At 70.0% G+C, this 23,183-nt stretch carries 25 protein-coding genes; 19 read left to right on the top strand and 6 right to left on the bottom strand.

Features of this window, described 5'->3' with window-relative positions:
• The first annotated feature begins 1 nt into the window (after position 1).
• The 6 genes from ABD127_RS16720 to ABD127_RS16695 all read left to right on the top strand — a co-directional run bounded on the left by ABD127_RS16720 (position 2) and on the right by ABD127_RS16695 (position 5,172).
• The gene (locus ABD127_RS16720) at positions 2 to 1,258 is read left to right on the top strand and encodes a cytochrome P450 (protein ID WP_344203590.1); all 1,257 of its coding nucleotides are present in this window, start codon (positions 2 to 4) and stop codon (positions 1,256 to 1,258) included.
• 17 nt (positions 1,259 to 1,275) lie between these two features.
• The gene (locus tag ABD127_RS16715) at positions 1,276 to 2,067 is read left to right on the top strand and encodes a coniferyl-alcohol dehydrogenase (RefSeq protein WP_344203587.1); all 792 of its coding nucleotides are present in this window, start codon (positions 1,276 to 1,278) and stop codon (positions 2,065 to 2,067) included.
• On the top strand, positions 2,067 to 3,473 hold the full coding sequence (locus tag ABD127_RS16710; RefSeq protein ID WP_344203586.1) for an aldehyde dehydrogenase family protein: 1,407 nt from the start codon (positions 2,067 to 2,069) through the stop codon (positions 3,471 to 3,473). Before ABD127_RS16715 ends, ABD127_RS16710 begins: the two co-directional genes overlap by 1 nt.
• Positions 3,474 to 3,518: 45 nt before the next feature.
• Positions 3,519 to 4,301: a hypothetical protein gene (locus ABD127_RS16705; protein ID WP_344203584.1), complete on the top strand. Its 783-nt coding sequence runs from the start codon at positions 3,519 to 3,521 to the stop codon at positions 4,299 to 4,301.
• Between the two features lie 86 nt (positions 4,302 to 4,387).
• Positions 4,388 to 4,888 carry a cytochrome c oxidase subunit 3 gene (locus ABD127_RS16700; RefSeq protein WP_344203582.1) on the top strand — a complete coding sequence of 167 codons (501 nt, stop codon included), beginning with the start codon at positions 4,388 to 4,390 and terminating at the stop codon, positions 4,886 to 4,888.
• Positions 4,885 to 5,172 carry a cytochrome C oxidase subunit IV family protein gene (locus ABD127_RS16695; protein WP_344203580.1) on the top strand — a complete coding sequence of 96 codons (288 nt, stop codon included), beginning with the start codon at positions 4,885 to 4,887 and terminating at the stop codon, positions 5,170 to 5,172. The genes ABD127_RS16700 and ABD127_RS16695 overlap by 4 nt, the downstream gene beginning before the upstream one ends.
• Before the next feature lie 7 nt (positions 5,173 to 5,179).
• Here the strand turns inward: ABD127_RS16695 and ABD127_RS16690 are convergent, their stop codons facing one another.
• Positions 5,180 to 6,196 carry an MBL fold metallo-hydrolase gene (locus tag ABD127_RS16690; protein ID WP_344203579.1) on the bottom strand — a complete coding sequence of 339 codons (1,017 nt, stop codon included), beginning with the start codon at positions 6,194 to 6,196 and terminating at the stop codon, positions 5,180 to 5,182.
• A 110-nt stretch (positions 6,197 to 6,306) separates the two neighbouring features.
• Between ABD127_RS16690 and ABD127_RS16685 the strand changes: the two genes are divergently transcribed.
• A complete protein-coding gene (locus ABD127_RS16685) occupies positions 6,307 to 7,170 on the top strand; it encodes an SDR family oxidoreductase (protein ID WP_344203577.1) in 864 nt (287 codons plus the stop codon).
• The gene (locus ABD127_RS16680) at positions 7,167 to 8,129 is read left to right on the top strand and encodes an NADPH:quinone oxidoreductase family protein (protein WP_344203576.1); all 963 of its coding nucleotides are present in this window, start codon (positions 7,167 to 7,169) and stop codon (positions 8,127 to 8,129) included. Before ABD127_RS16685 ends, ABD127_RS16680 begins: the two co-directional genes overlap by 4 nt.
• Before the next feature lie 148 nt (positions 8,130 to 8,277).
• On the opposite strand, the gene ABD127_RS16675 is transcribed toward ABD127_RS16680, so the two are convergent.
• The 5 genes from ABD127_RS16675 to ABD127_RS16655 all read right to left on the bottom strand — a co-directional run bounded on the left by ABD127_RS16675 (position 8,278) and on the right by ABD127_RS16655 (position 12,561).
• A complete protein-coding gene (locus tag ABD127_RS16675; protein WP_344203575.1) occupies positions 8,278 to 9,429 on the bottom strand; it encodes an acyl-CoA dehydrogenase family protein in 1,152 nt (383 codons plus the stop codon).
• Positions 9,426 to 10,580, bottom strand: coding sequence for an acetyl-CoA C-acetyltransferase (locus ABD127_RS16670; protein WP_344203574.1), 1,155 nt, complete (start codon positions 10,578 to 10,580; stop codon positions 9,426 to 9,428). Before ABD127_RS16670 ends, ABD127_RS16675 begins: the two co-directional genes overlap by 4 nt.
• Positions 10,581 to 10,667: 87 nt before the next feature.
• Positions 10,668 to 11,123 carry a nuclear transport factor 2 family protein gene (locus ABD127_RS16665; protein WP_344203572.1) on the bottom strand — a complete coding sequence of 152 codons (456 nt, stop codon included), beginning with the start codon at positions 11,121 to 11,123 and terminating at the stop codon, positions 10,668 to 10,670.
• On the bottom strand, positions 11,120 to 11,767 hold the full coding sequence (locus ABD127_RS16660; protein ID WP_344203570.1) for a TetR/AcrR family transcriptional regulator: 648 nt from the start codon (positions 11,765 to 11,767) through the stop codon (positions 11,120 to 11,122). The genes ABD127_RS16665 and ABD127_RS16660 overlap by 4 nt, the downstream gene beginning before the upstream one ends.
• Positions 11,764 to 12,561, bottom strand: a complete 798-nt coding sequence (locus ABD127_RS16655) for an SDR family NAD(P)-dependent oxidoreductase (RefSeq protein WP_344203567.1) — start codon at positions 12,559 to 12,561, stop codon at positions 11,764 to 11,766. Before ABD127_RS16655 ends, ABD127_RS16660 begins: the two co-directional genes overlap by 4 nt.
• Positions 12,562 to 12,655: 94 nt before the next feature.
• Between ABD127_RS16655 and ABD127_RS16650 the strand changes: the two genes are divergently transcribed.
• From ABD127_RS16650 to ABD127_RS16600, 11 genes are all read left to right on the top strand, one after another.
• Entirely contained in the window at positions 12,656 to 13,108 is a 453-nt protein-coding gene (locus ABD127_RS16650) for a MaoC family dehydratase (protein WP_344203564.1), read from the top strand.
• Complete coding sequence (fabG, locus tag ABD127_RS16645) at positions 13,105 to 13,842, top strand: 3-oxoacyl-ACP reductase FabG (protein WP_344203563.1); 738 nt, start codon at positions 13,105 to 13,107, stop codon at positions 13,840 to 13,842. Before ABD127_RS16650 ends, fabG begins: the two co-directional genes overlap by 4 nt.
• Positions 13,839 to 14,609: an enoyl-CoA hydratase/isomerase family protein gene (locus tag ABD127_RS16640; protein ID WP_344203562.1), complete on the top strand. Its 771-nt coding sequence runs from the start codon at positions 13,839 to 13,841 to the stop codon at positions 14,607 to 14,609. The genes fabG and ABD127_RS16640 overlap by 4 nt, the downstream gene beginning before the upstream one ends.
• Positions 14,606 to 15,412, top strand: coding sequence for an enoyl-CoA hydratase/isomerase family protein (locus ABD127_RS16635; RefSeq protein WP_344203560.1), 807 nt, complete (start codon positions 14,606 to 14,608; stop codon positions 15,410 to 15,412). The genes ABD127_RS16640 and ABD127_RS16635 overlap by 4 nt, the downstream gene beginning before the upstream one ends.
• Positions 15,409 to 16,221 (top strand): enoyl-CoA hydratase/isomerase family protein, encoded by an 813-nt coding sequence (locus ABD127_RS16630; protein WP_344203558.1) that lies wholly within the window; start codon positions 15,409 to 15,411, stop codon positions 16,219 to 16,221. The genes ABD127_RS16635 and ABD127_RS16630 overlap by 4 nt, the downstream gene beginning before the upstream one ends.
• On the top strand, positions 16,218 to 17,837 hold the full coding sequence (locus ABD127_RS16625; RefSeq protein ID WP_344203555.1) for a class I adenylate-forming enzyme family protein: 1,620 nt from the start codon (positions 16,218 to 16,220) through the stop codon (positions 17,835 to 17,837). The genes ABD127_RS16630 and ABD127_RS16625 overlap by 4 nt, the downstream gene beginning before the upstream one ends.
• A 31-nt stretch (positions 17,838 to 17,868) precedes the next feature.
• Positions 17,869 to 19,593 (top strand): class I adenylate-forming enzyme family protein, encoded by a 1,725-nt coding sequence (locus tag ABD127_RS16620; RefSeq protein ID WP_344203552.1) that lies wholly within the window; start codon positions 17,869 to 17,871, stop codon positions 19,591 to 19,593.
• A 195-nt stretch (positions 19,594 to 19,788) separates the two neighbouring features.
• Positions 19,789 to 21,057, top strand: coding sequence for an aromatic ring-hydroxylating oxygenase subunit alpha (locus tag ABD127_RS16615; RefSeq protein WP_344203549.1), 1,269 nt, complete (start codon positions 19,789 to 19,791; stop codon positions 21,055 to 21,057).
• A 3-nt stretch (positions 21,058 to 21,060) separates the two neighbouring features.
• A complete protein-coding gene (locus ABD127_RS16610) occupies positions 21,061 to 21,627 on the top strand; it encodes an aromatic-ring-hydroxylating dioxygenase subunit beta (RefSeq protein WP_344203548.1) in 567 nt (188 codons plus the stop codon).
• Positions 21,628 to 21,698: 71 nt separating this feature from the next.
• Positions 21,699 to 21,902 carry a hypothetical protein gene (locus ABD127_RS16605; RefSeq protein ID WP_344203545.1) on the top strand — a complete coding sequence of 68 codons (204 nt, stop codon included), beginning with the start codon at positions 21,699 to 21,701 and terminating at the stop codon, positions 21,900 to 21,902.
• A 10-nt stretch (positions 21,903 to 21,912) separates the two neighbouring features.
• Positions 21,913 to 23,181, top strand: coding sequence for an acetyl-CoA hydrolase/transferase family protein (locus ABD127_RS16600; protein ID WP_344203543.1), 1,269 nt, complete (start codon positions 21,913 to 21,915; stop codon positions 23,179 to 23,181).
• Positions 23,182 to 23,183: the final 2 nt, after the last annotated feature.

Here is a 23,183-nt window from a genome sequence, read left to right as displayed (position 1 = left end):
GATGACCGTCACCGATGCGCCATTGCGGGCGTACGACCCGGTCAGCGTCTCGCCGGTCTCGTTCTGGGCCAAGACGGCCGAGGAGCGCGAGGAGTCCTTCAAGATCCTGCGCGCCGAGCGGCCGCTCAGCTGGCACCCGCCGCTCGAGGGCGGTCTCATGCCGCCGGAGAACGACGGGGTCTGGGTCGCGACGAGCCACGAGCTCATCACCGAGATCAGCAAGCACCCGGAGATCTTCTGCTCGGGCGAGGGCTTCCAGTTCGAGGAGGTCCCCGAGGACATCCTGACCGCGGCTGGCTCGTTCCTCGGCATGGACGCCCCGCAGCACGGCCGGATGCGCAAGCTCGTGAGCGCGGCGTTCACGCCCAAGCAGGTGGCGAAGATCCACGCCCAGATCAAGGACCAGTCGGCGCGGATCGTCGACGGGCTCCTGGCGCAGAAGGAGGGGGACTTCGTCGCCCAGGTCTCCAAGAAGCTGCCGATGTGGACGATCTACGAGATGGTCGGCCTCGAGGACGACGCGAGGCGCGAGGAGGCTGCGCACCACGCCGACGGCATGGTGTCGTGGGCCGACGAGGAGGTCGCCGCCGGGCGCGAGCCCGGGGAGGTCCTCACCGACTCGCTCGTCAGCCTGCTGATGCTCGGCATGGACCTGGCGGCCGAGCGGCGCGCGCACCCCAAGGCCGACCTCTGGACCAATCTCGTCGAGGTCGAGGTCGACGGTGCCAAGCTCACCGACGAGGAGATCGGGTCGTTCTTCGTCCTGCTCTCCGTGGCCGGCAACGACACGACCCGCAACTCGATCAGTCTGACGATGCGGGCGCTCCAGCAGTTCCCCGACCAGAAGCAGCTCCTGCTCGACGACTACGACGGACGGATCGTCACGGCGATCGAGGAGTTCGTGCGCTGGGTCAGCCCGGTCATGACCTTCCGCCGCACCGCGACGCAGGACACCGTCCTGGGCGGTCACGACATCAAGGCCGGCGAGTGGGTCGCGATGGTCTACTCCTCCGGCAACCGTGACGAGCGGGCGTTCGACCGCCCTGAGCTCTTCGACATCACCCGCAACCCCAACCCGCACGTCGGGTTCGGCGGCGGCGGACCGCACTACTGCATGGGCAACTTCGTCGCCAAGATGCAGCTCCGCGAGCTCTTCGACCAGCTGCTGCACCGTGCTCCCACGCTGCAGCTCGGCGAGCCGTCCTACCTCACGGGCAACTTCGTGCGCGCCGTGAAGTCGATGCCCTACTCCCTCTGACCTGAAGGAACAGTCCCATGTCCTCACCCACTGGCAAGCGTTACCTCGTGACCGGATCCGCGTCCGGCATCGGTCACTCCGTGGCCGAGAAGCTCCTCGCCGCGGGGGCCGAGGTCGTCAGCCTCGACCGCAACGAGCCCACCGCGGCGGTGACCCAGCACGTCAAGGTCGACCTCGCCTCGCGGGAGAGCATCGACGCCGCCCTCGACCAGGTCGAGGGCACGTTCGACGGCCTGCTCAACATCGCCGGCGTGCCGGGCACCGCGCCGCCCGAGACGGTCTTCGCCGTGAACTCGCTCGCCGTGCGCCACATCGCCGAGGCGTTCTTCGAGCGCCTCAACCCCGGCGGCAGCGTCGTGGTCGTGTCCTCCACGGCCGGCTTCGGCTGGCCCGAACGGCTCGAGGCGATCCGCGAGGTCCTCGCGACCGACACCTTCGAGGAGGGGGCCCAGTGGTTCCGCGACCACCCCCAGACCGGCAACACCTACAACTGGTCGAAGGAGGTCTCGACGGTCTACATCCACTCGATGGGCCTGGCCTTCGGTGACATGGGCTTCCGGATCAACGGCGTGCTGCCCGGTCCGGTGCAGACGCCGATCCTGCAGGACTTCCGCGACACGATGGGCGAGGACACGATCGACGGGCTCGAGGAGCTCCTCGGTCGCCACGCCACCCCCGAGGACGTCGCCGACGTCGTGCTGTTCCTGGCCTCCGAGGAGGCGCGCTGGATCAACGGCGAGTGCATCAACGTCGACGGCGGCACGAGCGGTGCGGTCCTCTCCGGCAGCGTCCCCGTCCCGGAGTTCTGATGAGCGCCCCCACGATCGTCGCGGCCGACCTTCCCGCACCGGCCGACCCGCTCGCTCAGGTCGCGATCGCCCGAGCGGCGTTCGCGTCCGGGCGAACACGTCCCGTCGCCTGGCGCCTGCGTCAGCTCGAGGGCATCACCCGGCTCGTCGAGGAGCGCGAGGCCGAGATCGCCGCCGCGCTGTCGGCCGACCTCGGCCGCTCGGCCGTCGAGGCGTGGCTGGCCGACATCGCGTCCACGAAGGGTGAGGCGGAGTACGCCCGCAAGCGTCTGCGCTGGTGGATGCGTCCGCGACCGCAACCGTTGCCGCTCAACCAGCTCCCGGCGACCGCGTGGATCAAGTACGAGCCGCTCGGAACCGTGCTGATCATCGGGCCCTGGAACTACCCGGTCTACCTGACGCTCGGCCCCCTCGTGGCAGCGGTCGCGGCGGGCAACGCAGCCGTGATCAAGCCGTCGGAGATCACGCCGGCGACCTCGGCACTGCTCGCCCGCCTCATCCCGGAGTACCTCGACCCCGAGGCCGTGACGGTCGTCGAGGGCGACGGGGCCGTGACGCAGCAGCTGCTCGCTCAGGGCTTCGACCACGTGCTCTTCACGGGCGGCACCGAGATCGGGCGCAAGATCCTCGAGGGTGCCGCGCCGACCCTGACGCCGGTCACGCTCGAGCTCGGCGGCAAGAGTCCGGTCGTCATCACCGCCGATGCCGACCTCGACATCGCAGCCCGTCGCATCGCCTGGGTCAAGCTCATGAACTCCGGTCAGACCTGCATCGCCCCGGACTACGTGCTGGTCGAGCGCTCCGTCCGCGATGCGTTCGTCTCGAAGGTCGTCGACACGATCAGGGCGTTCCGCCAGGAGGAGGGCACGAACGGTCTCCGCATCGTCAACGAGCGTCAGTTCGACCGGCTCGCCTCCTACCTGGACGCGACCAGCGGCGAGGTCGCCACCGGCGGGGTCGTCGACCGGGATCGGCTCACGATCACCCCCGCGGTCGTCGTCGACCCCGACCCTGACGAGCCGCTGATGACCGACGAGATCTTCGGCCCGATTCTTCCCGTGCTCACGGTCGACTCGGTCGATGACGCGATCGCGTTCGTCAATGCGCGTCCGAAGCCGTTGGCGGCGTACTACTTCACGAAGTCGCGCGCCGTGCGCAAGAGCCTGCTCGACGAGATCAGCTCCGGCGGAGTTGTGGTCAACCACGTCGCGATGCACTGCCTCGTGCCGCAGCTGCCCTTCGGTGGCGTGGGCGAGAGCGGCACGGGTGCCTACCACGGCAAGTGGGGCTTCGAGGCGCTCAGCCACCGCAAGTCGGTGCTGTCGAAGCCCTTCGCCCCGGATCCGCAGTTCGTCTACCCGCCGTACTCCGCGACGGCACTGAAGATCATGCGCAAGCTCTTCTGAGCTCGTCCGCGTCCGCCGTCGTCAGGTCCCAAGAGAGAAGCCGTCATGACGCTCACTGCCGTGCCCCGAGTGCCCGTAGCCGAGGTGCCCCCGCCGCTGTCGCTGCGACGTCGCGCCCTTCTGGTGTGTGGATGGATCGGGCCGGCGGTCATCGCCGTGGCGTTCGCGGGCTGGCTGATCGCAGGGGTGCTGCCGTTCCCGCTCGGGCCAGACGACTCCGAGTCGAAGGTCGTCGAGTTCTACGCCGGCGGAATGCACGTGGTGCTGGGCATCGGGCTCGCGACGATCGGCGTCTCGCTGTTGAGCCCGCTGGTCGCGGCGATCTCGCACCTGATGGACACCGGTGAGCCGGGGGCACGGCTCGTCTCCCTGGTCCAGCTCGTCTCCGGCACGGTGACGGCCGTGCTGCTCTTCGTGCCGATGCTGATCATGGCGATCATCGCGTTCCGGCCCGAGCGGGACCCCGAGCTGACGGTCATGCTCAACGACCTCGCGTGGCTGTTGTTCATCACGCCGATCATGCCGTTCATCATCCAGAACCTGGCCGTCGCGGCGTCCGCGCTGTTCGACGATGCGTCGCCCTTCCCACGGTGGATGGGCTACCTCAACTGCTGGATCGCGTTCACGTTCAGCTTCGACGTCCTGGCGCTGGTCGTCCACCGCGGGCCGTTCGCCTGGAACGGCATCCTGATCTTCTGGCTCGCGCTCACGACGTACTCGGTGTTCCTGCTCGTGATGGGACTGTTCGTCCGGCACCAGGCCCTCCTGCCCGAGGACGACGACGCGCCCGCGACGTCGGCCGATCTCGTGGGCGAGGTCGTCCAGTGACCGCGGGCGTGACGGCCCGTGCTGAGACTGGCAGGCGACGTGAGGGCCCGGCTGAGCCGTGGCTGTGGGGATTCCTCCTGGCGGACATGTCGGTCTTCGCGGCGTTCTTCATCGCCTACCTCTGGGACTTCGGGTCGGATCGAGCCGGGTTCGTCGCCGAGGCCTCCCACCTGGTCGTCGCGCTGGGCCTGGCGAACGCGCTGGTCCTGCTGACGTCGTCGTTCTTGGTGGTCCGGGCCGTCCAGACCCATCGATCGGGGGGCGACCCGCGCGCGGCGCTCGCCGGTGCACTCGTGCTGTCGGCATGCTTCGCGGTGGTCAAGGTCGTCGAGTACACGCTGGAGATCGGTGACGGCCACACGCTGACGTCCTCGACGTTCTTCACCTATTACTACGCGCTCACCGGCCTGCACCTGATGCACGTCGCGATCGGCACGTTGCTGCTGGTGACCTGGCGACGGTCGGTGCGACCTGGGGGCCGGCGTGTCTCGACGCGGTTCGTCGAGGGCGCCGCGGGCTACTGGCACATGGTCGACCTGCTCTGGATCCTGATCTTCTCGTTCGTCTACATCGGGAGCCATGCATGAGCGACGCCATCAGCACAGCCGACGGTGCGCAGGTACGTCGCGTGCAGGCCGTCTTCGTCCTGCTCGTCACCCTGACGCTGGTCGCCCTGTGGTTCACGACCAGCTCTGCGCACGACCTGCTCTCCGGGCGAGGTGCGGCGGCCGTCGCGGCGGCGGTGGCCTTCGTGAAGGCGCGGTTCGTCGCCCTCGAGTTCATGGAGCTGCGCGGCACCCGTGTCCAGCCGCTGTTCGACGGATGGCTCGCGGTCGTCGGGGTGGTCTGCCTCGTTCTCGTCCTGCGGTGACGATCGATCACGCGACGGAGTAGAGGTCGACCGGGCCGGAGTCGTCCTTCGTCAGGTCGCCTCGCCACACGAGCAGCTCCAGGTGGGCCGCTGCCTCGAGCACCGCGGTCCAGGAGTGGTCGTCGCCGAGCTCCGCGAGGGACTTCTCGCGTCGGGTCCACGTCATGCCGGAGGCGACGTCGAGTGCGGTTCGCTCTCCTTGGGCCACCAGGTCGCCGACGACCTTCAACCGGTCGTCGTGGTGAGCGATCAGCTCGGTGACACGTGCGTGCACGCTGCTCGTCGGCAGTCCGTGCGCCGGGAGCATCGTGGCGTCCGGTCGGTCGAGCAGCAGCTGCAGCGACGACAGGTACGAGCGCAGCGCCAACCGGTCGGGCGCACGCTCGTACGCGATCGATGGGGTGATGCGCGGGAGCACGTGGTCGCCCGTGAAGAGCATCTGGTGCGTGAGGTCCTCGAAGACGAGGTGGCCGCGGGTGTGGCCTGGTGTCGAGATGACCCCGATCGGCACGTCGGACCCGGTCAGGGTCTCGCCGCCGTCGAGGTAGGTCGTGGGATCGCCGAAGTCGGTGCTTCGCTCGGTCTCGGACACCGGGTGGTGCTCGAGCAGATCGGCCCGTGCTCCGTCGCCCGCCCGCTGCAGGAGCCCGACCTGCAGCGGGAACGCGCCGTCGAGGTCCTTCCAGGCCTGGATGCTGTGCCGCTCGCCGGCACCGAGGTACAGGTCGGTTCCGCGCTCGAGGTGCCAGCGGTACGCCTGGCTGTAGTGGTCCCAGTGCGAGTGCGTGATGAGGATGCGTGACACGTCGTCGAGCGCGAGGCCGAGCCCCGCGAGGCCGGACTCGAGAGCGGTCGTCGTCTCCGTCCAGACCCAGCCCGGGTCGATCAGGGTGAGTCCGTCGGGACCGCGCACGGCGTAGCAGTTGACCGAGCGCAGCTCCGCCAACGGCAGGGGCAGTGGGATGCGGGCGACCGCGTCGCTGATCTCCTCGACGGTCACGTCATCGGGCTGGTCCGATTCCATGGAGCGGCCCCTCTCTGGTCGTGGACATCGAATTTAACATAGGATAGAAAAGCGGTCCGTCCGGGTCGCGCTGATCTGAATCCGCGGCCCTGACGCCGCAAGGAGATGCCATGAGTGGAGTCCAGGACAAGGTCGTCATCGTCACCGGTGCCGGGGGTGGGCTGGGTCGTGAATACGCGCTGACCGTGGCCCGGGAGGGCGCGAAGGTCGTGGTCAACGACCTCGGCGGTGCCCGCGACGGTTCCGGTGCCGGTTCTGCGATGGCCGACGCCGTGGTGAAGGAGATCGTCGACGCCGGCGGCGAGGCGGTCGCGAGCTACGACAGCGTGGCCACCGCCGACGGCGCCGCGGCGCTGGTGAAGACCGCGGTCGACACGTTCGGGACCGTCCACGGCGTCGTCAACAACGCCGGCATCCTCCGCGACGGCAGCTTCGCCAAGATGGACGACGCTGCGTGGGACGCCGTCCTGCAGGTCCACCTGTACGGCGGCTACCACGTCACGCGTGCCGCGTGGCCGTACTTCCGCGAGCAGAACTTCGGCCGTGTCGTCATGGCCACGTCGACGAGTGGTCTGTTCGGCAACTTCGGGCAGGCCAACTACGGCGCCGCCAAGCTCGGACTGGTCGGGCTGGTGAACACGCTCGCGATCGAGGGTGCCCGCAACAAGATCCTCGCGAACGCGGTCGCACCGCTCGCTGCGACGCGCATGACCGAGGACATCGCTCCGGCCGAGTTCCTCGAGAAGCTGCCGCCGACCTTCGTGTCACCCGTCGTGGGCTACCTGCTGACCGAGGAGTCCACCGAGACCGGCTCGGTCTTCGTCGTCGGCGGTGGGCAGGTGCAGCGGGTCGCCCAGTTCCAGAACGAGGGTGTGCGCTTCGCCGAGCCGCCGTCGGTCGGGCTCGTCGCGGAGCGCTGGTCGGAGATCACCGACCTCTCGAACGTCACGCAGGGCAAGAACCCCCTCGGGTGAAGGCTCTCCGGCTCACGTCGCTGACCGGACCGTCGGCGCTCGAGCTCGTCGACGTCGACGAGCCGGTCGGTGCCGACCTGGTGCACATCCGAGTCGGGGCCGCGGGGGTGAACTATCCCGACCTGCTGCTGATGAGGGGCGAGTACCAGGGCCGGGTCGAGCCCCCGTTCGTCCCGGGCTCGGAAGTGGCGGGCACCGTGGTGTCCGCCCCCGCTGGATCGGGCTGGTCAGCAGGTGACCGGGTGATGGCCCTGCCCGGGATCGGCGGATATGCCGAGCGGGTGGCGGTGGCGCCCGGACTCGTCCTGCGCACCCCCGACGTGCTCCACGACACCGAGGCGGTGGCCCTGCTCGCCAACCACCAGACGGCCTACTTCTCACTGGTGGTGCGAGCGCGGCTCGAGCCTCGCGAGACGGTCGTGGTGCTCGGTGCGGCGGGTGGAGTGGGGACGGCGGCGATCCAGGTCGCCAGTGCGCTCGGCGCGCGGGTCATCGGTGTCGTCCACCGCGAGGGGGCTGACGACTTCGTGCGGGAGGTCGGTGCCGACGAGGTCGTCCCGTTGCGCGACGGCTGGGCTGCGCAGGTGCGTGAGCTGACCGGTGGTCGTGGTGCCGACATCGTGATCGACCCGGTCGGGGGAGACGCCTTCGACGACGCCGTCCGCTGCCTCGCGCACGACGGCCGCCTCGTCGTGGTCGGGTTCGCCGGCGGCGGCATCCCGTCGGTCAAGGTCAACCGTCTGCTGCTGAGGAACGTCGGTGTGCTGGGCGCGGGGTGGGGCGAGGCCCTGCGCGCGGACCCGACGTTGCTCGCAGTGGTGGCCGGAGGTGTCGACGACCTCGTGGTCGGCGGCCTGCGTCCGGCGGTGACGCAGCGGGCCCCTCTGGCCGACGGCGCCTCTGCGGTCGAGCAGCTCGCGGCCGGTGGTGTGCTCGGGAAGATCGTCCTGGAGCCGTGAGCCGACCGCCCCTTGAGGTGTGAGTGAGGAACGAGCGAGCCTCGAAACGGGTGCCTCGGCCCATCGCGTGACCGTGGTTTCGAGGCTCGGCCGCGGGCGGCCTCGCACCTCAACCGGCGGGCGGCCGGGAGGTGCGAGGCCGGTCGGGTCAGCGCGCGACGATCTCGCGGCCGATGAGCTCCTTCATGATCTCGGTGGTGCCACCGAAGATCGTCTGGATGCGGGTGTCGCTGTACGCCTTGGCGACGGGGTACTCGTTCATGAACCCGTAGCCGCCGTGCAGCTGCAGGCAGCGGTCGATGACGCGCTTCTGCAGCTCGCTGAGGTACCACTTGCCCTTGGCGGCCTCGGTCGCCGAGAGCTCGCCCGCGTTGAAGGCCAGCACGCTCTTGTCGGTGTACGCCTCGGCGACGTCGAGCTCGGTCTCCATCGTCGCGAGCTCGAACCGGGTGTTCTGGAAGTCGGCGATCGACTGGCCGAAGGCGGTGCGCTCCTTCGTGTACGAGATCGTCATGTCGAGGATCGCCCGCGAGGTCGCCATCGCCATGATCGTGATGCCGAGGCGCTCCTGCGGGAGGTGGCTCATGAGGTACTGCAGGCCCCGCCCCTCCTCGCCGAGGAGGTTCTCGACCGGTACCCGGCAGTCCTCGAAGAAGATCTCGGCGGTGTCCTGGCCGGGCAGTCCGAGCTTGTCGAGCTTGCGCCCGCGTCCGAACCCCGGCGTCCCGTCCTCGACCACGACGATGCTGAAACCGCGGGACCCTGCCTGTGAGTCGGTCTGGACGGCCAGGATCACGAAGTCCGCCATGATGCCGCTCGAGATGAAGGTCTTCTGGCCGTTGATCACGTAGTGGTCGCCGTCGCGTCGGGCCGACGTGCGCATGCCGCGCAGGTCGCTGCCGGCACCTGGCTCGGTCATCGCGAGGGCGCCGATGAGCTCGCCGGACGCGAAGCCCGGGAGCCAACGCTTCCGCTGCTCGTCGTTCGTCAGGTCGGCGAGGTAGGCGAACACCAGGTCGTCCTGCAGTCCGAGGGTCAGGCCGAAGGAGAGTGCGTTGATGCGGCCGATCTCCTCGCAGACGATCTGGCGGAACCGGTAGTCGGTCACCCCTGCTCCACCGAACTCCTCGGGGACGCGCAGGGCGTAGATGCCCGCAGCCGCGGCCTTGGCGAAGACGGACTTGTCGATCCAGCGGTCGGCGTCCCACTGCTCGGCAAACGGAGCCACCTCGCGGGCGAGGAACTCGCGCACCGTAGAGCGGTACGCCTCGTGGTCGGCGTCGTAGAGCTCGCGCTTCATCCGAGGCGCTCGATGATCGTGACGTTGGCCTGACCGCCGCCCTCGCACATCGTCTGCAGGCCGTAGCGGCCGCCGGTGCGCTCGAGCTCGTGGAGCATCGTCGTCATCAGGCGGGTGCCGGTGTTGCCGATCGCGTGACCGAGGGCGATCGCGCCGCCGTTGGGATTGACCTTGGCCGGGTCGGCGCCGATCTCCTTGAGCCACGCGAGCACCACGGGCGCGAAGGCCTCGTTGATCTCGACCGTGTCCATGTCGTCGATCGACATGCCCGTGCGCTTGAGGGCGTGCTGCGTCGCCGGGATCGGGGCCGACAGCAGCATGACGGGGGAGTCGCCGCGCACCGACAGGTGGTGGATGCGGGCGCGCGGGGTGAAGCCGAAGCGCTTCACGGCCGCCTCGGAGGCGATGATCATGGCCGAGGCGCCGTCGGAGATCTGGCTCGAGGCGGCCGCGGTGATCGTGCCGCCGGGCGACAGGGTCCGGAGGCTGGCCATCTTCTCGAGCGTCGTGTCGGGCCGCGGGCCCTCGTCGACGGCCAGTCCTGCGAGGGGGGTGATCTCGCGGTCGAAGTATCCGGCCTGCTGGGCGGCGATCGCGCGTTGGTGGCTCTGGTACCCGAACGCGTCGTTGTCCTCGCGGGAGATGCCCCACTTCTCGGCGATCAGCTCGGCCCCGCGGAACTGCGAGATCTCCTCGCCCGGGTAACGCGCCTCCCAGCCCTCGTTGCCGGTCCACGGATCAGTCCAGCCGTACGGCTCGGCCGCGGAGAAGGCGCTGAGGATCGGGTACACGCTCATGTTCTGCACGCCGCCGGCGATGACGACGTCCTGCGTGCCGCTCATGACGCCCTGGGCCGCGAAGTGCACGGCCTGCTGAGCGGAGCCGCACTGGCGATCGATCGTCACGCCGGGGACGCTCTCGGGCAGCCCGGCGCCCAGGGCAGCGGTGCGCGCGATGTCGCCGGCCTGCGCTCCGATCTGGTCGAGGCAGCCGAGCACGACGTCGTCGATGGCTTCCGGGTCGAAGTCGTTGCGCTCGACGAGGGTGCGGATGACATGGCTCGCCATGTCGGAGGGGTGCACCCCGGCCAGGCCGCCCTTGCGGCGTCCGACGGCGGTCCGGGTGGCATCGACGATGTAGGCCTCGGGCATGACAGGTGTCCTCTCGGAAGGGGCGCCACTCGGCGCGTCAGGAATTTAACACAGAATCAAAAACGAGGGAAAGGGCGCCCTCGCTCGTCAGAGATCGATGCCGACCTGGCGCGCGAGGTCGCGCACGTCGTAGTAGTCGCGGTGATAGGTGACCCGGCCGCAGGCGTCCGCGCGGCAGACGGCGACGCCCGGCACCGAGTACGTCCGCCCGGTCGCCGGGTGGACTTGGTCTCCCAGCGACAGGGGTCCGTCGGCCGTGCCGGACCAGGTCCACTCGGCGGTGAAGGACTCGCCGTCGACGACGATCGAGGTGAAGTCGACCAAGGTGTCGCTGGAGAACCTCAGCATGTGGCGGAAGAACCTGGCGACGTCGTGGACACCGGTGTAGGTGTGGCCCATGCCGGTGTCGATGTAGACGCCGTCCTCGGCGAACGCCGTGCGCAGGAGGTCCTCGTCGCCCGAGGACCATGCGCGGCGGTAGTGGTCGAGGAAGCTCGGATCGCCCGGTCGGACGGTGGAGGGGGCGTCGGTCTGGTCAGTCATGGAGAGCCTTTCGTCGATCGATGTGGTCTCGTGGGCCTCGGTGGACGGAGCCCGTGACGCACCAGCGCCTGCGCCTGCTCGATCAGCCGCTCGGTGTCGTCCGTGCCGTGGAACCACTCGGTGGACCCGTTGAGGGCGCCGATGACGAACATGCGTGCCGTGCTGAGGTCGAGGTCGGTCCGTATCGCGCCGTCGGCGGCGGCAGCGGAGAGCAGTCCGCGCCAGAGGTCGTGATACGCCTCGCTCTCGCGGTGGAGCTGTTCGTGGGCAGGTCCGTGGGCGTGGGCGATGTTGCGCGAGACGGCCCGGGCGAAGTCGGCCATCGCGGTCTGGATGCTCAGGTGGGCCGCGCACGCCGCTGCGATCCGGGTCTCGTGGTCGGTGCCCGCCGGGAGCGCGGCCAGTGCGGACGCCACGTGCAGGCGCACCCGCTGCTGTCCGGTGTGCAGGACCTCGGCGAGCAGCTCCTCGCGGGAGCTGAAGTAGTAGTACACGGCCGGAGGGCGCACGGCGGCGAGGTCGGCGATCTCGCGCAGCTTGGCCTCGGCGAACCCGCGTCGCGCCAGCACGTTCGCGGCCGCCACGAGGATGCGGTCGCGCGTGTCGACGGTGGTCGGTGCGCTGGGGTCGCGGGTCGTCGTCATGGCATCGTGTACCCGCCGCTGACGCTGAAGAGCTGGCCGGTCACCTGACGCGCGGCGAGCGGTGACGAGAGCCAGAGCACCGCGTGCGCCACGTCGTCGGCGTTCGTGAGGCGGTTCAGCGGGGTGTCCTTGAGCAGGTACTCGGACTGGGCGTCGTTGAACACCGTGTCGGTGCCGTCGGCCCACAGGCTCGACGCCCCGACGGCGTCGGCGCCATCGGGGACCACGAGGCCGGGGCACACGATGTTGGAGCGGATCCCGTGGCGACCGTGCTCCCGCGCGACGGTTCGCGCGAGGGCGACGCCGGCGGCCTTCGTGGCGCCGTAGACGCCCTGACGGATCTGGCCGAAGGCGGCCTCGCTCGAGATCAACGTCATCGAGCCGCCGCCGGACTCGCGCAGGGCCGGGATCGCCGCACGGGTCATCTCGACCAGCGCCACGAGGTTGACGTCGATCAGGCGACGCCACCGGTCGCGGTCGTCGTCCTTCGCGATGAACTCGCCACGGCTCCACCCGGCGTTGTTGACCACGACGTCGAGGCCGCCCCAGGTCTCGACGGCCTGCTGCACCGCAGCGTCGGCGACGCCCGGCTCGACGAGGTCGCCGACGCTCACCGCGGCGTCGGCCGCGCCGAGCTCCACGGCCTCGCGCCGGACCCGGTCGGCCTGGGCAGCGTCGATGTCGGCGACCAGGACCCGGGCGCCCTCGCGAGCGAATCCGTGCACGATCGCCCGGCCGATGTTGGACGCACCACCGGTCACGACGACGCGGGCGGAGGACAGTCCGAGATCCATGGTGCTCCCAGGTGAGTGGCGCGGTGTGACGTTGACGACAGGCTTACTCTAATTTAGATTCAATTCGAAAACGAGAGCCGACGAAGAGGAATCCGTGAAGACCTTCGAGAACATCAGTGCCTTCGCCGCCGCGGCCGGGTCCGAGCTCGGCCAGAGCGACTGGGTCGAGGTCGACCAGGCCCGCATCGACCTGTTCGCCGACGCGACGGGCGACCACCAGTGGATCCACGTCGACCCGGAGCGCTCGGCCGACGGCCCGTTCGGCGGGACGATCGCGCACGGCTTCCTGACCCTCTCGATGCTGCCGGTGTTCATGCACCAGGTGTACGAGGTCGAGAACGTGGCGATGGCGGTCAACTACGGGCTCGACAAGGTCCGGTTCATCGCGCCGGTTCCGGCCGGCGCGCGCATCCGCGGAAGCGTGGTCCTCGACGCGACGCAGCAGCTCGACGGTGCCGTCCAGGGCGTCATGACCACGACGATCGAGATCGAGGGCAGCGCCAAGCCGGCCGCCGTCGTCACCTCGATCGTGCGGTACTTCGGGTGAGCGGCCTGCTCGAGGGCCGCCGCGCCGTCGTCACCGGCGCTGCCCAGGGCATCGGCCTGGAGATCGCCCGGTCGCTCCACGAGCACGGTGCCTCGGTCGTCCTGGCCGACCTCGACGAGGCGCGAGCCGTCGAGGCGGCCGCCGGGATCGGGGAGCGGGCCCTCGGGCTCGGCTGCGACGTGACGTCGGAGGACGACGTGCAGCGCCTCGTCGACCGCGCCACCGAATACCTCGGTGGGCTCGACGTCCTGGTCAACAACGCCGGCATCACCCGCGACGCGTCGCTCAAGAAGATGACGCTCGAAGACTTCGACGCCGTCGTGACGGTCCACCTGCGCGGCACCTGGCTCGGCATCCGTGCCGCCTCGGCCGTCATGCGCGAGCAGAAGTCCGGCAGCATCATCAACCTCTCCTCGATGTCGGGCAAGGTCGGCAACCCCGGCCAGACCAACTACAGCGCGGCCAAGGCCGGCGTGGTCGGCATGACGAAGGCGGCGGCCAAGGAGCTCGCCCACCACGGCGTCCGCGTCAACGCGATCCAGCCGGGCCTGATCAAGACGCCCATGACCGCCGCCATGTCGCCCGAGGCATTCGCCGCCACCGAAGCGACGATCCCGATGCGCCGCGCGGGCGAGCCGGCCGAGGTCGCGGCCGTCGTGGCCTTCCTCGCCTCCGACCTGTCGAGCTACATGACCGGCACGGTCCTCGAGGTCAGCGGGGGGCGAGGCATGTGAGTGTCGTCGAGGTCTCGGTGGAGGGGCGGGTCGGTGCCGTCGTCCTGAACCGACCCGACCAGATGAACGCGATCTCGACCGATCTCGGACGCGCGCTCGAGGCCGCGGTCCGCGACCTGGGCGGACGCGAGGACGTCACCGTCATCACGATCCGCGGTGCCGGCGGCAACTTCTGCGCTGGTGGTGACTTCGGCGAGGTCCAGCGGCTTCGCGCCGAGGGTCCCGAGGCGCTGCGGGAGCTCTTCCTGGCGTTCCGCGGGGCCTGTCGAGCCGTCGGAGAGATCGACCAGCCCGTCGTCGCGGTGGTCGAGGGCGTCGCGATGGCCGGTGGCTTCGAGCTGGTGCAGGCCGTCGACATCGCGCTGGTGCGCACCGACGCGCGGCTCAGCGACAACCACGTCAACTTCGGCCAGATCCCGGGCGGTGGCGGGTCGCAACGGCTCGCCCGACTGGTCGGGAGGTCGCGGGCGCTCGGCCACGTGCTGAGTGGCGAGCGCCTGTCCGGCGCACAGGCCGAGCAGTGGGGGTTGGCCCTCCACGCCTACCCGCCGGAGACCTTCGACGCCGACGTCGACGCCTTCGTCGGGCGGCTCGCGTCGCGACGCCCCGATGCCCTGAGAGGCATCAAGTCATTGGTGCGGCACGGTCTCGAGCTCGATCTCGAGAGCGGTCTCGACCTCGAGCTCGACGCGGTGGTCGACCACATCTCCGGGGAGGCCGGCGAGGCCGGCGTCCAGGACTTCACGACGAAGGGATCGAAGCGATGACCGGCTTGATCACGGATGGCCCCGTTCTGCTCGATCTGGACGACGACGGCGTCGCGCACCTGCGCCTGAACAGTCCTCAGTCGTCCAACGCGGTCGACGTCGACAACCTGAAGCTGCTGCACGAGGCGGTGCTGCGTTGTCACGCCGAGCCCGACGTGCGCGTCGTGCTGCTGACCGGCGAAGGCCGGAACTTCTGCACGGGAGGCGACGTCAAGTCGTTCGCCTCCAAGGGTGAGGACCTGCCCCAGCACCTGCGCTCGGCCACCGCGTGGCTGCAGATCGCGACCGGCGCGATGATCCAGCTCAAGGCGCCGTTGATCGCCGCGGTCCAGGGCTTCGCCGCGGGGGGAGCCGGGTTCGGGTTCGTGTGCGCCGCCGATCTCGTGATCGCTGCCGACACGGCGAAGTTCTTCTCCGGAGCGGTCCGCGTCGGCATGGCGCCCGACGGGGGTACGACCGTGACGCTCGCCCAGATCGTCGGTCTCCGCAAGGCCCTCGAGCTGCTGCTCACCAATCCCACGCTGACCGCCGCGGAGGCGTACGAGCTCGGCATCGTCAACCGCGTCGTGCCGGAGGCCGACCTGGCCGAGGAAGCCCTGGCCCTGGCCCGGACGATCGCCGCGATGCCGCCGCTCGCGGTCTCCGCGACCAAGCGACTCGTGTGGGGCGGAGTCGGCGCGAGCGTCGACGAGCGCTTCGCGGAGGAGGCGCGTGTCGTCTCGGAGCTGTCTGGCACGTCGGACTCCCGCGAGGGCCTGGCGGCCGTGATCGAGCGTCGCACTCCGACGTTCACGGGACGATGAGCCCGGACCCGGCCGGCTCTTCGGCCGAGCTGGTGCTGAGCGAGGACCGTGGACCGGTCCGCGTCGTCACGATCAACCGCGCGGAGGTCCGCAACGCGATCGACATGCCCACGCGGGTGGCACTCGCGGAGGCACTGGAGGCGGCCGACGGTGCGATCCGGGTCCGCGCGGTCGTGCTGACCGGAGCGGCGCCGACGTTCTGCTCCGGCGGCGACATCGCGTCGATGCGGCGCATGTCGCGCGACGAGGCCGTGCCGCGCGCGCAGGCAGCCCAGCGGATCATCCGGGCGATCTGGGGCACGAGCAAGCCCGTCGTCGCGGCGGTCGAGGGTGCCGCCTACGGCGCGGGGATGTCGCTGGCACTCGCCTGCGACCGGGTGGTCGCTTCGCGTGAGGCCCGCTTCGCGCCGACGTTCTCGCGCGTCGGGCTTGCCGGTGACATGGGGATCTTCGCCTCGCTGGCGGCGCGGGTCGGGCCCCACCGCGCCAAGCAGCTTCTGATGTTCCCCGACCCGGTCTCGGGTGACGCCGCCGTGGCGCTCGGCCTGGTCGACCGTGCGGTCGACCCCGGGGCGGCGCTGGACGCGGCGCTCGAGGACGCCGATCACCTCGCCTCGATGGCCGCAGGGGCGCTCGGTGTCGTGAAGCGCACGCTCTCGGGCGAGCCCCGCCATCCCGCCGCCGTGCTCGAGCTCGAGGTGCAGAACCAGGCCGACCTGTTCGGCAGCGACGACTTCGCGGAGGGAGTCGCGGCGTTCGCCGAACGCCGCGCACCGCGATTCGGAACCACCCCCGGGAGAGACGCATGACCACGACGACCCACCAGCCGGCCATCCTGCCGGCCGACACGTCCTACGACCTGGTCGACACGACGGTCGGGGGCCTGTTGGCACAGCAGGCCGAGACCTACCCCGATCGACTCGCCCTGATCGGCACCTCGATCGACGGCAGCGCGGTGCGCCTGACCTACCGCGAGCTCTACGCCGAGGCGTGCCGCGTGGCCACGGGGCTGTCGAGGCTCGCGGCGCCGGGCGAGCACGTGGCGCTGTGGTCGCCGAACCACGTCGAGTGGCCGCTCATCGAGTACGGCGCCGCGCTCGCCGGGGTGACCCTCGTGGCGCTCAACCCGGCGTTCCGCCGTGCCGAGCTGGAGTACACCGTGACCCACTCGCGCAGCACCGTGCTGCTGCACGCCGAGCGGGTGCGCGACGACGACCTCGCTGCCGTGGCCCGCGGTCTGGGCGCCGACCTCCCCGACCTGAAGGTCGTCAGCCTGGCGGACCGCTCGGCCTGGCGGGCCGACGAGGCCGACCCCGCCGTCATCGATGCCGCGCCCACCGATCCGGACGCGCCCGTGATGCTGCAGTACACGTCGGGCACGACCGGCAACCCCAAGGGCGTGCTGCTGCGGCACCGGTCGCTCGTCAACGTCGCCCGCATGACGATGGCCTTCGTCGAGGTCCCTGAGGGAGCCGTCTGCGTCAACCCGCTGCCCATGTTTCACACGGCCGCGTGCGTGATCGGCACGCTCGGCCCGTGCTCGATCGGTGGCACCGAGGTGCTCATCGAGCAGTTCGCGCCGGCGCCGGTCCTCGAGACGATGCGAGCCGAGAACGCCAGCGTGCTGTTCTACGTGCCGGCCGTGCTGGGGGCGCTGCTGGAGGTGCAGCGCACGAGTGACGCCGAGCCGCCGCAGCTGCACACCGTCATGGGCGGTGCCGCCAACGTGCCCGCCAGCATGATCGAGGCCGCCGAGCGCGTGTTCGGAGCCTCGGTCATCAACCTGTTCGGCCAGACCGAGCTGGCGCCGGTGCTGTCGGCCACGCGGCCGGGGGACTCGCGTGACGACCAGCTGTTGACCGTCGGGCACCCGTTGCCGCAGGTCGACGTCAAGATCGTCGATCCCGTGACCGGAGACGTCGTCGGACTGGGCGAGCCCGGCGAGATCTGTGCCCGCGGCTACCAGCAGATGATCGAGTACCTGCATGATCCGGATGCCACGAGCCATGCCGTGGACCGCGAGGGATACGTGCACACCGGCGACCTGGGGTCCCTCGACGAGCGTGGCTACATCACCCTGACCGGCCGACTCAAGGAGCTCATCATCCGCGGCGGCGAGAACATCGCCCCCGCCGAGATCGAGACCGCCCTCGTCGCGCACGACTCCGTGCTGAGCGCGACGGTCGTGGGTCTGCCCGACGAGCGCCTCGGCGAGATCGTCGGCGTCGTCATCACGGTGCGCGGCGAGGAGCCGGCCGACCTGCGGGCGCAGCTCGACGCGTTCCTGCGGGAGCGGCTCGCGCGGTTCAAGATCCCCAGCCGGTGGTTCGTGTCCGACGACCTGCCGCTCACGCCGACCGGCAAGGTCCGCAAGTTCAAGGTCGTCGACCACGTGGTCGACGGCACCTACCGCGAGCTCGTCTGACCGGGCTCGGACCACCAGGGAGAGAGACAGCATGACGACATCGATCGACGCCCGCCGCGCCGCGCTCCGTGAGCAGGTGCCGGTCTGGGAGCCGCGCACCCTCGACGCGTTCCTCGACCACTGTGCCGACCGTTACCCGGACCGGCCGTTCGTGATCACCGACGACGTCACGCTGACCTACCGCGAGGTCGCGGACCGTTCGCGCGTCATCGCCGACGCCCTGGTCGAGCTCGGCGTGACGGCCGGCGACCGGGTCGGCATGCTGCTGGCGAACTTCCCGGAGTTCGTGCCCTTCAAGTTCGCGGTCGCCCGCCTCGGGGCCATCGCGATCCCGTTCAACTTCCTCTACCGCAAGGAGGAGCTCGGGTACGTCCTTCAGCAGTCCGGGTGCAGCGTGCTGCTCACGATGACCGGGTTCTCCGGGCTCGACTACCTCGGCATGCTCGACGAGATCGTTCCCGGTTGGGACCTGCCGGCGTACGCCGACCTCCGGCGCGAGCCGGCAGCGGGCTTCCCGCACGAGCTGCGCCAGGTCGTCGTGCTGTCGACCGACGGCCGCGAGCGGGCGGGAGCTCTGACCCTCGCCGAGCTCGAGGACCTCGGACGGGAGAACGCGGGTGCGTCGGACCGGGCGACGCATCGCCCGGACGACATCGGCGACATGCTCTACACGAGCGGCAGCACCGGGTCGCCGAAGGGCGTGCTGGTGACTCACGACGCGGTGCAGCGGACGGCCTACGCCTCGGCCCTGCACCGTGCGTATGACGACGGCCGTCGGATCCTCTTCTCCCTGCCCTGCTACCACATGTTCGGGTACGTGGAGGGGATCCTCTCGGCGATGTGGGTCGGGGGAGCGGTGATCCTGCAGACCTCGTTCTCGGCCGAGGGCTACCTCGCCGGCATCCAACGCCACCGTGCCGACGACATCCTCTGCGTGCCGACCATGGCGGTCGCGATGGTCGAGAGCCCGGCCCGAGGCTCCTACGACCTGAGCAGCCTCTCGGCGATCCTGTGCGGCTCCGCGCCGGCCCCGGTCTGGCTGTGGCAGCAGGTCGAGAAGGAGTTCGGCGTCTCGGAGATCGTGACCGGCTACGGCATGACCGAGTGCGGCGGTGCCATGACGCTGACCCTGCCTGAGGATGCCCTCGAGCTGACCTCGACCACGGTGGGTCGGCCCAAGCTGGCCGGCGCCGCAGGTGTCGACGGCGCTGACGCGATCTGCGTCTACGACACGATCGACCCGCAGACCGGCGAGCCGTTGCCCGAAGGGTCGACGGGAGAGCTGCGCTCCTCCGGGCCCACCATGATGAAGGGGTTCTGGGGCAAGCCCGCCGAGACCGCCGCGGCTCTCTCCGACGAGGGGTGGGTGCGGTCGGGCGACCTCGGCAAGGTCCGACCGGACGGCTACCTGGCCCTGACCGGTCGCAGCAAGGAGCTCTACAAGAGCGGCGGCGAGCTGGTCATGCCCAAGGAGGTCGAGGACGTCCTCGCGGCCCTCGACTCCGTGAGCCAGGTGTACGCGATCGGGCTGGTGGACGACCGCTGGGGCGAGATCGGCTGCGTCGTGGTCGTGCGCTCGCCGGGGGCGACCGTCACCGAGGCAGAGCTGATCGCGCACTGTCGCGACAACCTCGCACGGTTCAAGGTGCCCAAGCGGGTCGTGTTCGTCGATGCCGACGGACTGCCCACCACGCCGACCGGAAAGATCCAGAAGTTTCGGCTCGTCGAGCAGGTCTCCACGGGCGTTCTCGTCTAGCCGACCCCGTGGGCGGAGCCCCGCCCCTTGAGGTGCGAGGAACGAGCCTCGAAAGGGGTGCCGGCCCCCAGGTCGTGACCGAGGTTTCGAGGCTCGTCGCCAGGGCTCCTCACACCTCAACCAGCGGGACCGGGGGCCTGTGCTCGTCGCCGGCGCTGTGTTAATCTAATCTTGATTAAACGAACAGGAGCCGCCATGACCTCCCTGGTGCCGCCCGCCGACGTGCAGGGCACGTACGACCAGCTGATCCGTGCCGACAAGGTGCACGGCTCGGTCTACACCGATCCGCAGATCTTCGGCGAGGAGCTGCGCAAGATCTGGTTCCGCACTTGGGTCTTCATCGGGCACGAGAGCGAGATCCCCGAGCCGAACGACTACGTGCGCAAGCAGTTCGCGACGCAGGACGTCATCATGACGCGCGACCGCGAGGGTGCCGTCCACGTGCTGATCAACCGCTGCGCGCACCGCGGCCTGCAGGTCTGCGACGACGACAAGGGCAACTCCAGCTCGTTCCGCTGCCCGTACCACGGGTGGACCTACCGCAACAGCGGCGAGCTCCTCGGCTACCCCTACAACAAGGGGTACGGCGGCAAGGGCAAGCTCGACGGACTCGGCATGGGCCAGGTCCCGCGGGTCGACTCCTACGCAGGCTTCGTCTTCGCCTCGATGGCCAAGGAAGGGCCGACCCTGATCGAGCACCTCGGTTCCGCCAAGGGCGAGATCGACCGCCTCGTCGGGCTCTCGCCCGAGGGCACGGTGCAGCTCGACGCCGGATGGCTCAAGCACAAGACCCGCTCGAACTGGAAGTTCCTCGCTGAGAACGAGACGGACGGCTACCACCCGCAGTTCGTGCACGGCTCGATCTTCGGCGTGACCGGCAGCCCCATCGGCGCGCTCTACAGCGACAGCTCGACCGCCGTGACCCGCAGCCTCGGCAACGGGCACAGCGAGAACGACCTGCGACCGGAGTTCCGCAAGTTCGGCGAGCCCATGCGGTGGTTCGGCACGACGCCCGAGCGCGTCCCGGAGTACGTGGGTCGCATGAACGAGGTCTACGGCGACGACGCGGAGCGTCGCATGATCGAGGGTGCGCCCCACGTCATGATCTTCCCCAACCTGTTCATCGCCGAGATCCAGGTCTTCAACATCCAGCCGAACGCCGTGGGCGAGTGCGTGCAGTACTCGACCGCCGTGCAGCTCGGCGGGGCGCCGGAGCTCAACCGGCGCATGGTGTCGCAGTCGATCGGATCGGTCGGCCCGGCCGGCATGCTGCTGGCCGACGACACCGAGATGTACGAGCGCAACCAGCGCGGCGTCGAGATGCTCGACCCCGAGTGGCTCGACGTGCGTCGCGGCCTCGGCCGCGAGAGCACGGACGAGAACGGGTTCACGATCGGTGCCGCGACCGACGAGACCGGCATGCGCGGCTTCTGGAAGCACTACAAGTCCCTCATGGAGGCGTGACCGATGACCGAGACTGCCGCCCCCCTCGCCGCGTCTGCTGCCACCGAGGCGCCGGACCCGGACGCACTCGGGCCCGTCCCGGACGGCTGGGACGTCCGCGAGGTCGAGCAGTACCTCTATCGCGAGGCGCGTCTGGCCGACGAGAACGACTACGACGCCTGGGAGGCGCTGTGGACCGACGACGCCATCTACTGGGTCCCGGGTGACGACCTGACCGCGGACCCGACCCGGAACGTGTCGATCATCTTCGACAACCGCAGCCGCATCTCGACCCGCATGAAGCAGGTCAAGACCGGGAAGCGGTACGCCCAGGCGCCGCCGTCGAACCTGCGTCGCCTGATCTCGAACGTGGAGCTCCTCGGGGGCCGCGCGAACGGCGACGGCGGAGTCGATCTCGAGATCGGTGCCAACTTCATCGTGTTCGAGTCGCGCCAGCGCGGCAACACGATCTGGGGTGGGCGCACGACGTACCGCCTGCGCCGCGAGGGCGACCAGATCCGTCTGGCGTACAAGAAGGTCGTCCTGGTCGACCACGACAAGGTCGTCCCGACCCTGGGGTTCCTCGTATGAGCGAGTCCGAGCAGGCGGGGACCGTGTCGCTCGGTGGCCGGGGCCCGTTCGAGTCACCGGAAGGAGCCGTCGTGGGCAGTGAGTTCGCCGAGGTCGCCGTCGAGGTCGACGCCAGGGGCAACTCGACCCGTCTTCGCGTCACCGACCTGCGCACCGGTCGGACGCGATTCTTCGACGCGCTCGAGCTCGAAGCGCTCGTCTGGCTGCCCGACGGCAACCTGACCCAGCTGCTCGACCCGTCCGCGGACCGCTGGAAAGAGGGCGGGACCAACTGAGGTGACGACCATGTCCGATCCCGAGTGGCTCGACCTGACGCAGCACGTCCGACCGGGTGACGTCGTCACCTGGGGGCAGGCGTGCTCCGAGCCGAGGGCCCTCAGCCGTCTCCTGGTCGAGCAGGCCGACCGGATCGGCGAGCTGACCTGCTTCGTCGGCATCCCCGCCGGGTCGAGCCTGACCGTCGACACCGTCGGCTCGATCGACGCCGTGTCGTACTGCGGTTCGGGCACGAACGCCGCGATGCACGCCGCCGATCGGCTGCGGATCCTGCCGGTCCACTACTCGACCCTGCCCGACCTCCTGGGCAGCGGTGCGTTGCGCGCCGACGTGGTCCTGGTCCAGGTGTCGCCGGCCGACGACGAGGGCTACCACTGGATGGGGCTGGCCGACGACTACTTCGCCGGCACGGTCGAGACGGCTCGTGTGGTGCTGGCCGAGGTCAATCCCCACGTCCCCCGCACGCCGGACGCGCGGCGCCTCCACCGCGACTCGCTGGCGGCCGTCGTGCACTCCGACGAGGTGCCCGGGCAGATGCCGACCCCGCCCGTCGACGAGACGACCCGGGCCGTCGCGCGGCGCGTGGCATCGCTGGTGCCGGACGGCGCGACGCTGCAGTTCGGCATCGGCGCGCTGCCCGAGGCAGTGCTCGCGGAGCTGCGCGAGCACCGCGACCTCGGCATCCACTCCGGCATCCTCAACGACACCGCCATGGACCTCGTGCGGAGCGGGGTCGCGACCGGCGCGTGGAAGACGCACGACCGCGGCATCGCCGTGGCCGGACTCCTGGGCGGTTCGGCCGAGCTGTTCGCGTGGGCCGACCGCAACCAGGGACTCGCCCTGCGGAGCACGCGCTACACCCACGACGCCGAGATCCTCCGCACGTCGTACCGGATGACCGCGATCAACGCCGCGATCGAGGTCGACCTGACCGGACAGGTCAACGCCGAGGTCGCCGCCGGTCGTTACGTCGGCGCCGTCGGTGGAGCGATGGACTTCCTCCGTGGCGCTGCCGGATCGCCCGGAGGCGTCCCGATCGTCGCCCTGCCGTCGGTCGCCCGCGGAGCCTCGCGCATCGTCGCGGCCCTGAACGGTCCAGTCTCGACCCCGCGCGCCGAGCAGATCGTCGTGGTGACCGAGCACGGTGTCGCCGACCTGCGCGGCCTGACGACCGACCAGCGGATCGAACGCATGATCGCGATCGCCCACCCCGACCACCGCACCGAGCTGGACGCCGAGGCCGAGTCGGCCCTGGCCTCGGCCGGATCCCGACCCTGAAC

Origin of the sequence: Aeromicrobium alkaliterrae, from assembly GCF_039529015.1 — a bacterium.
Classification (GTDB): domain Bacteria; phylum Actinomycetota; class Actinomycetes; order Propionibacteriales; family Nocardioidaceae; genus Aeromicrobium; species Aeromicrobium alkaliterrae.
This window is presented reverse-complemented; position numbering and strand designations above follow the sequence as displayed.

Bases quoted from the DNA above. Each gene is read 5' to 3' on its own strand.
- ABD127_RS16710 (WP_344203586.1), top strand. From the start codon at position 2,067: ATGAGCGCCCCCACGATCGTCGCGGCCGACCTTCCCGCACCGGCCGAC.
- ABD127_RS16685 (WP_344203577.1), top strand. From the start codon at position 6,307: ATGAGTGGAGTCCAGGACAAGGTCGTCATCGTCACCGGTGCCGGGGGT.
- ABD127_RS16690 (WP_344203579.1), bottom strand. From the start codon at position 6,196: ATGGAATCGGACCAGCCCGATGACGTGACCGTCGAGGAGATCAGCGAC.
- ABD127_RS16720 (WP_344203590.1), top strand. From the start codon at position 2: ATGACCGTCACCGATGCGCCATTGCGGGCGTACGACCCGGTCAGCGTC.
- ABD127_RS16715 (WP_344203587.1), top strand. From the start codon at position 1,276: ATGTCCTCACCCACTGGCAAGCGTTACCTCGTGACCGGATCCGCGTCC.
- ABD127_RS16630 (WP_344203558.1), top strand. From the start codon at position 15,409: ATGAGCCCGGACCCGGCCGGCTCTTCGGCCGAGCTGGTGCTGAGCGAG.
- ABD127_RS16670 (WP_344203574.1), bottom strand. From the start codon at position 10,580: ATGCCCGAGGCCTACATCGTCGATGCCACCCGGACCGCCGTCGGACGC.
- ABD127_RS16660 (WP_344203570.1), bottom strand. From the start codon at position 11,767: ATGACGACGACCCGCGACCCCAGCGCACCGACCACCGTCGACACGCGC.
- ABD127_RS16695 (WP_344203580.1), top strand. From the start codon at position 4,885: ATGAGCGACGCCATCAGCACAGCCGACGGTGCGCAGGTACGTCGCGTG.
- ABD127_RS16625 (WP_344203555.1), top strand. From the start codon at position 16,218: ATGACCACGACGACCCACCAGCCGGCCATCCTGCCGGCCGACACGTCC.
- ABD127_RS16615 (WP_344203549.1), top strand. From the start codon at position 19,789: ATGACCTCCCTGGTGCCGCCCGCCGACGTGCAGGGCACGTACGACCAG.
- ABD127_RS16705 (WP_344203584.1), top strand. From the start codon at position 3,519: ATGACGCTCACTGCCGTGCCCCGAGTGCCCGTAGCCGAGGTGCCCCCG.
- ABD127_RS16655 (WP_344203567.1), bottom strand. From the start codon at position 12,561: ATGGATCTCGGACTGTCCTCCGCCCGCGTCGTCGTGACCGGTGGTGCG.
- ABD127_RS16635 (WP_344203560.1), top strand. From the start codon at position 14,606: ATGACCGGCTTGATCACGGATGGCCCCGTTCTGCTCGATCTGGACGAC.
- ABD127_RS16620 (WP_344203552.1), top strand. From the start codon at position 17,869: ATGACGACATCGATCGACGCCCGCCGCGCCGCGCTCCGTGAGCAGGTG.
- ABD127_RS16610 (WP_344203548.1), top strand. From the start codon at position 21,061: ATGACCGAGACTGCCGCCCCCCTCGCCGCGTCTGCTGCCACCGAGGCG.
- ABD127_RS16675 (WP_344203575.1), bottom strand. From the start codon at position 9,429: ATGAAGCGCGAGCTCTACGACGCCGACCACGAGGCGTACCGCTCTACG.
- ABD127_RS16665 (WP_344203572.1), bottom strand. From the start codon at position 11,123: ATGACTGACCAGACCGACGCCCCCTCCACCGTCCGACCGGGCGATCCG.
- ABD127_RS16600 (WP_344203543.1), top strand. From the start codon at position 21,913: ATGTCCGATCCCGAGTGGCTCGACCTGACGCAGCACGTCCGACCGGGT.
- ABD127_RS16700 (WP_344203582.1), top strand. From the start codon at position 4,388: ATGTCGGTCTTCGCGGCGTTCTTCATCGCCTACCTCTGGGACTTCGGG.